A 5,983-nucleotide genomic window follows, 5' to 3' on the forward strand; every position below is an offset into this window, starting at 1 on the left:
GCAATCCCGGGATTGCCCGGCGTGGCAAAGAGTGTATCGCAATTTGGCGATTGCGCGAGCTTCCACGCCAGCGCATGTTCGCGTCCACCCGATCCGATGAGCAAGATATTCATGTCCGCAAATGACCCCTTTGAAAATGCTGACCCGCAAGTTGCCCGCCTGTTAGCCGAGGAGCGGCCCGGCGACAATGCCCAGGCCATGAGTGTGTCGGAGTTATCGCTGGCGTTAAAGCGCACGGTTGAGGACCGGTTCGGCCATGTCCGCGTGCGCGGGGAGATTTCGGGCTTTAAGCGCGCCGCGTCGGGCCATATTTATTTTTCGCTCAAAGACGAAAATGCGCGGCTGGATGCGGTCATGTGGAAAGGTGGGGCGGCGCGCCTGCCCTTCGCCCCTGAAGACGGGCTGGAGGTTGTCGCCACGGGCAAATTGACGACCTATGCGGGCCGCTCGAACTATCAAATCGTGGTCGAGAGCCTTGAAGTCGCAGGCGAAGGCGCGATGATGCTTTTGTTTGAAAAGCTAAAGGCGCGGCTCGCCGCCGAAGGTTTATTCGCACCGGAACGCAAGAAAAAGCTGCCGTCACTGCCGCGTACAATTGGCGTCGTAACCTCGCCCACCGGCGCAGTCATCCGTGATATCCTGCACCGTCTTGCCGATCGCTTTCCAAGCCATGTGATCGTGTGGCCCGTATTGGTGCAAGGGGAAGGCGCCGCCGCCCAAATCGCACGTGCGGTGAATGGATTTTCCGCAATGCCCCATGACGGCCTCACGCACCGCCCTGACCTCGTCATCGTGGCGCGTGGCGGTGGGTCCATTGAGGACCTATGGGCCTTTAATGATGAGGCTGTGGTCCGTGCCGTCGCAGATTGCACGATACCCATCATATCGGCAGTCGGGCATGAAACCGATACAACGCTCTGCGACTTTGCCGCAGATTTGCGGGCGCCGACGCCTACGGCCGCGGCCGAAATTGCCGTTCCCGTGCGCAGCGATTTGCTGCAACGCGTGGGGCAATTCGGACTGCGCATGTCCAACATGATACGCAAAAAGGTCGACCTTGCGGCTGAACGGCTTGAGGCGCAGCGCCGTCTGATGCCGCGTCTGTCAGACCTTGCCGCCCCGCATCAGCAGCGCACAGACGACCTGTCCGAACGGCTTCGCCAATCGCTTCGGACCAGAATTGGCAAGGCTGAAGTGGCTTTTTCAGCGCCCGCGATGATGCTGCACCCGCGTCTTTTGACAAGGCGCGCCGAGCAAGGGCAGCAGCGCCTTGATGCGTTGACGCGGCTTGTGAGCACATTGCATCCCGAAGCCCCGCTTAAGCGCGGCTTTGCGCGCGTGACCGATGCGAACGGCAAAACCATCATGACGCGGGAAGCCGCGGTGAAAGCGGGTGACGTGACGTTGCGGTTTGTCGATGGCGAAGTCGGCGGGCAAGTAAGTGGCGGACCTGCACCGCGAATGTCCCCGGCGAAATCAGCAAAAGCGGCTGTCGATCAAGGCAATTTGTTTGACGGGTAAAGCCGTGCATTGCCCATTCAGTATCGATGCGCCATAATGTCCACATGTTGATGTCTTCCAAGAACAAAGTCGCCCGCCTGCATTATATGGCAAACAGTTTTCGTATGCTGACCGCAGGCGACCATGTCGTGTGCGCCGAAACGGGACAGGCCATTCCGTTGGAAGAATTGCGCTATTGGAGCGTCGTCAAACAGGAACCCTATGTCAGCGCGGATGCATCCGTTCGCGCGACGATGAAAAAGGGTTAATGGATTGCAGCGTTCCGGCTGGATTTTTTTAGCCGCGCTCGCGGGAATGTCCGCGCAGCCATTAAGCGTAGCGGCTGCACCGACAGCAAACATGCAACAGTCAACTGCCCCCACAGATTTCTGGATGTCTGCGCCAGCGATACAAGGGGGTCTCGTCATCGCGCGTGCGCCACGCGGTGCATCGTCCGTCACGCTTAACGGCGTTGCCCTGCCGCTGACAGCCGACGGCTTTTTCCTGATGGGTTTTGACCGCGACGCCGAAAACAGCGCGATCCTGACCGCCACATTCGCCGATGGTCGAACGCTGGATCGCACGTTGGCGGTAACACCGGGCAACTGGCGGATTGAAAATGTTTCTGCCAACCCCACGGGCGGCGCAAAAACAACCGCAGAGTTTGAAGCAAGACGCGGCGCCGAGCTTGCCCGCATAAATGCAGCGCGGGCCAAAACCACGCTTGGTAATGGCTGGCGGCAGGCATTCATTCGCCCTTTGGCTGGCCGGACGTCTGGCCTATTTGGCGCGCAGCGTATCTATAACGGGATACCCGGCAGCTATCATAGCGGCATGGACATTGCTGCGCCAAATGGGACACATTTTGTCGCGCCGGCGGACGGTGTCGTCACGCTTGCGGCCACAGATGCCTTCACGCTGGAAGGGCATTTGCTGATGATTGATCATGGCATGGGCTTAAACAGCGCATTTTTACACTGCTCCGAACTGCTCGTAAAAGAAGGCGACTATGTGAAGCAGGGGCAAGTCATCGGACGCGTTGGCGCGACGGGACGGGCAAGCGGCCCGCATCTGCATTGGGGCATGAAATGGAACAATGCGCGCGTTGATCCAAAGCTCTTGATACCCGCAATATAAGCGGCCTTAAACGGGCAGACTGAACCACAGCAGATGCGTGACGGGAAGAACGACACGCCCGCAAGCTAAGCCAGCGGTAACGAGGATTTTATCTTGCATGTCGTCTGCACAAAGAAAAACACCCCAGCCATAAGCCGGGGTGTTTAGGGTGCCGGTCTAATGGTGGGGGGGGGGAGACCGGCGGGGTAAACTGTTTTACGCGAACCTTCGCGCAGGATTATGTCATTCAGATAAGGCAAACGTCGATCAAAAAACTTTGTTCCCGAAAAACTATGCTGCTTCGGAATTTATATCGATTTCGCGATGCATCAGCAGCGCCTGACCGATGGTTGCAATGACCGTTGCGGGCTCAAACGGCTTTGTAATCAGATATGTCGGTTCTGGGCGCTCGCCAGTAAGTAGCCTTTCCGGGAACGCGGTGATGAAGATCACTGGCACGGTCTGTTCGGCCAGAATATCCTTTACGGCATCTATACCGCTTGAGCCGTCCGCAAGGCTGATGTCAGCCAAAATCAGTTCAGGCCGTTCATCGCGGGCCATTGCAACTGCTTCTGCGCGTGTCCGGACGATTGCGATCGCTTCATGCCCCAGATTTTCGACGATCTGTTTGATATGCAATGCAATGATCGTTTCATCTTCAATAATGAGCACGCGCGCACAAAGCGCATCTTCTATGGCACTACGGGCAGCGACAACATGGCTGTGTACGTCGGATTCCGAAATGCCCAATATTTTGGCCACTTCATGTGCCTTAAATCCTTCAACCGTGGACAAAAGCAGGCTCTGACGGCGCTTTATCGGAAATTCGGCGATGACACCGCTGCGGCCGCGTGATTGGAGCGGCACGATCATGCCGCTACGCCAAATGCGGTGAAATGTTCTGAACAACTCCGTCTTAACCGGTGCTGCCTCATCCCACTCTTCGGGTGCTTCCAACAACGCTTCGAGCGTTTCGCGAACTGCTGCGTCTCCCAATGTCTGTGACCCCGTCAGAGCACGTGCGTAACGCCGTAGGTATGGCAATTGCGTTGCCAGTTGTTGCCTAAATGACATGATCACTCCCTTTGTTATCCAATGCTATACGCTTGAAACGCTTTTTTGTTCCCTGCGATGGAACATTATCTCGCGTTGTGACTTTATCGCATATGAAAATGCATCAGTTTCAGCCCCGTCCATGGTATTGAACCATGGGAATTCCTTCAGGCCATGGTCACCCGGAGGCGGTCAGATTTTCCGATGCAGTAAGCACCTGGGAGGGTCAATTAGTGAGCAGTAATAAGGGCAAGCAACCGCTTGACGCGATTGGTGAAGACATGGATTTTGAATTCGACCCTTTGACTGCTGCACTGCGTCAAATGCATGAGAGCGTTGCCAATGAACCTATCCCTGACGATTTTTTGAACCTGCTGGATATGATTGACGCAAAGATGTCGGCGTCGAAGAAGTTCCAGTGAGTAGTTCCGCGACGGAACCGATCCCTAGGTCCGCAAAGTCGGATGCTTCGGCTGATTTTCGTGCACAAATGATCGCGATTATTCCGTCGTTACGTGCGTTTGCGCGTGGCCTGTGCGGAAATCGGGAGCTTGCCGATGATCTTGCGCAAGAGGCAATGATGCGGGCGTGGGCCGCGCATGAAAGCTTTACCCCAGGCACCAACTTTCGCGCCTGGATGTTCATGATATTGCGCAACCAGTTTTACACGACGATGCGTAAAAATGCGCGCATGACGAGTTGGGATCCGGAGGCAGCAGAACGGCTGTTGGTCGAGGCTCCGCCGCAGCAGCACCATATCCATATGCAGGATGTTGAAAAGGCGTTGCAAAAATTGCCCGCGGAGCAGCGCGAAATCCTGATGATCGTTGGTGCAGGTGGTGCGAGCTACGAAGAGGCGGCCGAAATCACGGGTTGCGCTATTGGAACGGTGAAAAGCCGACTTGCGCGTGGCCGCGTTGCCTTGACCGCGCTCATCAATGGGCCTGATGAACCACTGCGCGTGAAAGCAGCGCCACGCAAACGCGCGAAGGAAGCGGCAAAAGATATTCCACAACCCAAACCAAGCACATGACCATAAAGCGCCTTTGCTGAGAGCTTCATTGGCATTTAATCGACCTTTGGCATGCGGCGGCAATAAAATGGCCCGCCAGTTTCCCGGCGAGCCTTTTTATTCGACTAATCCTGGCGTTTTATTTGTCTTGCTTGTCGGCAGCATCTTCCATCGCGTCAGCCTTTGCGTCGCCCTTTTCACGGACCGCTTGTGCATCGGCTTCCATTTTGTTTTCGGTGGCCGTATCCATGCCGTCGACTTTTGTGTCAGTCGCATCGGCTTTTTCTTCCATAGCGTCTGCTTGGACTTCCGCGTTCTCACGAACGGCATCAGCCTGATCTTCTTGTGCATTTTCGGTTGCTCCGTCACATGCGCCAAGTGTGGCAAGCGACAAAGACGCGGCGAAAATCATAATGGACTTTTTCATAGATATTTCCCTCTGTTCAAAATTAACGGACGCTACCGCGACGTAAGAGATTAACGATCGCCAATAGAACCACCGCGCCAAGGAACGATGCGATCAACGACCGGATGTCGAAGGCACCGCTGGTCACAGGCGCGCCGCCGATAAGTGGCGTGATGATGAAGCCTGCAAGGAAGGCACCTACAATGCCGACGATGATGTTCAGGAAAATGCCTTGTTGACCGTCGGTACGCATTACGATGCTGGCAAGCCAGCCCAAGATACCGCCGACAACCAAGAGAATAATGATGTTCATGTTCGTTCTCCCTTTCAGAGTGCGGGGAAAACAGTGCTCGTGCCGATTGGTTCCAGCTTTACGTCCAAATCGTTCAATCGCCCTTAATGGAAGGTGTAGCGCGGAACGATGCCTCTGCCGACTTGTTAACATTCATTGAGCAAACCCAAGTCACCAGGAAAGCGAACATCATGGCCAATTCAGATACGCAGAAGAAATCGATGAACAATAGTAACAACGGATCCGCGCAAGGCACGGCAACCAATAAAAGTAAGTCGAGCCAAGCGTCGCGTCCAAAGACCGCGACCAAATCCGCCAAAAGCCGAGGGGGTCATGCAAAAGGTCAACGCACATCGCGGCTGCCATCTTGGTTCGGCACCGTTGCCTCGGTAGTAGGCGCAGTCGTCGCCGTTGGCGCAGGCCTATATGCCACCCGTAATCAATGGTTGCCGAAGGCTGAAGAGTGGAAGAATGAATTTTCCGCAGCGTTCGCAAATGACGAAACCGACCGAGAAAATTTCGATCAAACGCGCCCCGCTGGGGCTAAATTCATGCGGGATAATCCCGGTGACGATTGGGGCGATGTTGATGACATGTCAGATGC

10 protein-coding genes are annotated in these 5,983 nt (G+C 55.5%); 6 read left to right on the forward strand and 4 right to left on the reverse strand.

Annotated elements, in window-relative coordinates; all coding sequences use genetic code 11:
• Positions 1-200, reverse strand: a 200-nt coding sequence (locus ACILQA_RS09295) for a phosphoribosylamine--glycine ligase N-terminal domain-containing protein (protein ID WP_395629444.1), incomplete at its 3' end; no start/stop codon positions are given.
• Here ACILQA_RS09295 and xseA point away from each other — a divergent pair.
• The 3 genes from xseA to ACILQA_RS09310 all read left to right on the forward strand — a co-directional run bounded on the left by xseA (position 112) and on the right by ACILQA_RS09310 (position 2,637).
• Positions 112-1,521, forward strand: coding sequence for an exodeoxyribonuclease VII large subunit (gene xseA, locus ACILQA_RS09300; RefSeq protein WP_395629445.1), 1,410 nt, complete (start codon positions 112-114; stop codon positions 1,519-1,521). The two genes, ACILQA_RS09295 and xseA, sit on opposite strands and share 89 nt — an antisense overlap.
• A 44-nt stretch (positions 1,522-1,565) precedes the next feature.
• Positions 1,566-1,769, forward strand: coding sequence for a DUF2093 domain-containing protein (locus ACILQA_RS09305; RefSeq protein ID WP_183941503.1), 204 nt, complete (start codon positions 1,566-1,568; stop codon positions 1,767-1,769).
• A 124-nt stretch (positions 1,770-1,893) separates the two neighbouring features.
• A complete protein-coding gene (locus ACILQA_RS09310; protein WP_395629446.1) occupies positions 1,894-2,637 on the forward strand; it encodes a M23 family metallopeptidase in 744 nt (247 codons plus the stop codon).
• Positions 2,638-2,907: 270 nt separating this feature from the next.
• Here the strand turns inward: ACILQA_RS09310 and ACILQA_RS09315 are convergent, their stop codons facing one another.
• Entirely contained in the window at positions 2,908-3,690 is a 783-nt protein-coding gene (locus tag ACILQA_RS09315; protein ID WP_395629447.1) for a response regulator, read from the reverse strand.
• Between the two features lie 134 nt (positions 3,691-3,824).
• Here ACILQA_RS09315 and ACILQA_RS09320 point away from each other — a divergent pair, with 134 nt between their 5' ends.
• Together ACILQA_RS09320 and ACILQA_RS09325 are read left to right on the forward strand one after the other, a co-directional pair.
• The gene (locus ACILQA_RS09320) at positions 3,825-4,091 is read left to right on the forward strand and encodes a NepR family anti-sigma factor (protein WP_395629448.1); all 267 of its coding nucleotides are present in this window, start codon (positions 3,825-3,827) and stop codon (positions 4,089-4,091) included.
• Positions 4,088-4,702 carry a sigma-70 family RNA polymerase sigma factor gene (locus tag ACILQA_RS09325; protein ID WP_395629449.1) on the forward strand — a complete coding sequence of 205 codons (615 nt, stop codon included), beginning with the start codon at positions 4,088-4,090 and terminating at the stop codon, positions 4,700-4,702. Before ACILQA_RS09320 ends, ACILQA_RS09325 begins: the two co-directional genes overlap by 4 nt.
• 118 nt (positions 4,703-4,820) lie before the next feature.
• Here the strand turns inward: ACILQA_RS09325 and ACILQA_RS09330 are convergent, their stop codons facing one another.
• Together ACILQA_RS09330 and ACILQA_RS09335 are read right to left on the reverse strand one after the other, a co-directional pair.
• A complete protein-coding gene (locus tag ACILQA_RS09330) occupies positions 4,821-5,108 on the reverse strand; it encodes a hypothetical protein (RefSeq protein ID WP_395629450.1) in 288 nt (95 codons plus the stop codon).
• A 22-nt stretch (positions 5,109-5,130) separates the two neighbouring features.
• Complete coding sequence (locus ACILQA_RS09335; protein WP_324479627.1) at positions 5,131-5,400, reverse strand: GlsB/YeaQ/YmgE family stress response membrane protein; 270 nt, start codon at positions 5,398-5,400, stop codon at positions 5,131-5,133.
• A 170-nt stretch (positions 5,401-5,570) separates the two neighbouring features.
• Here ACILQA_RS09335 and ACILQA_RS09340 point away from each other — a divergent pair.
• Positions 5,571-5,983: hypothetical protein (locus tag ACILQA_RS09340; protein ID WP_395629451.1), on the forward strand; the 413-nt coding region annotated here is incomplete at its 3' end.

The organism is Sphingorhabdus sp. (assembly GCF_044239005.1).
GTDB lineage: Bacteria > Pseudomonadota > Alphaproteobacteria > Sphingomonadales > Sphingomonadaceae > Sphingorhabdus_B.

Coding starts and splice junctions, on each gene's coding strand:
- ACILQA_RS09320 (WP_395629448.1), top strand. CDS start 3,825: ATGGGAATTCCTTCAGGCCATGGTCACCCGGAGGCGGTCAGATTTTCC.
- ACILQA_RS09335 (WP_324479627.1), bottom strand. CDS start 5,400: ATGAACATCATTATTCTCTTGGTTGTCGGCGGTATCTTGGGCTGGCTT.
- ACILQA_RS09310 (WP_395629446.1), top strand. CDS start 1,894: ATGTCTGCGCCAGCGATACAAGGGGGTCTCGTCATCGCGCGTGCGCCA.
- ACILQA_RS09305 (WP_183941503.1), top strand. CDS start 1,566: ATGTTGATGTCTTCCAAGAACAAAGTCGCCCGCCTGCATTATATGGCA.
- ACILQA_RS09315 (WP_395629447.1), bottom strand. CDS start 3,690: ATGTCATTTAGGCAACAACTGGCAACGCAATTGCCATACCTACGGCGT.
- xseA (WP_395629445.1), top strand. CDS start 112: ATGTCCGCAAATGACCCCTTTGAAAATGCTGACCCGCAAGTTGCCCGC.
- ACILQA_RS09330 (WP_395629450.1), bottom strand. CDS start 5,108: ATGAAAAAGTCCATTATGATTTTCGCCGCGTCTTTGTCGCTTGCCACA.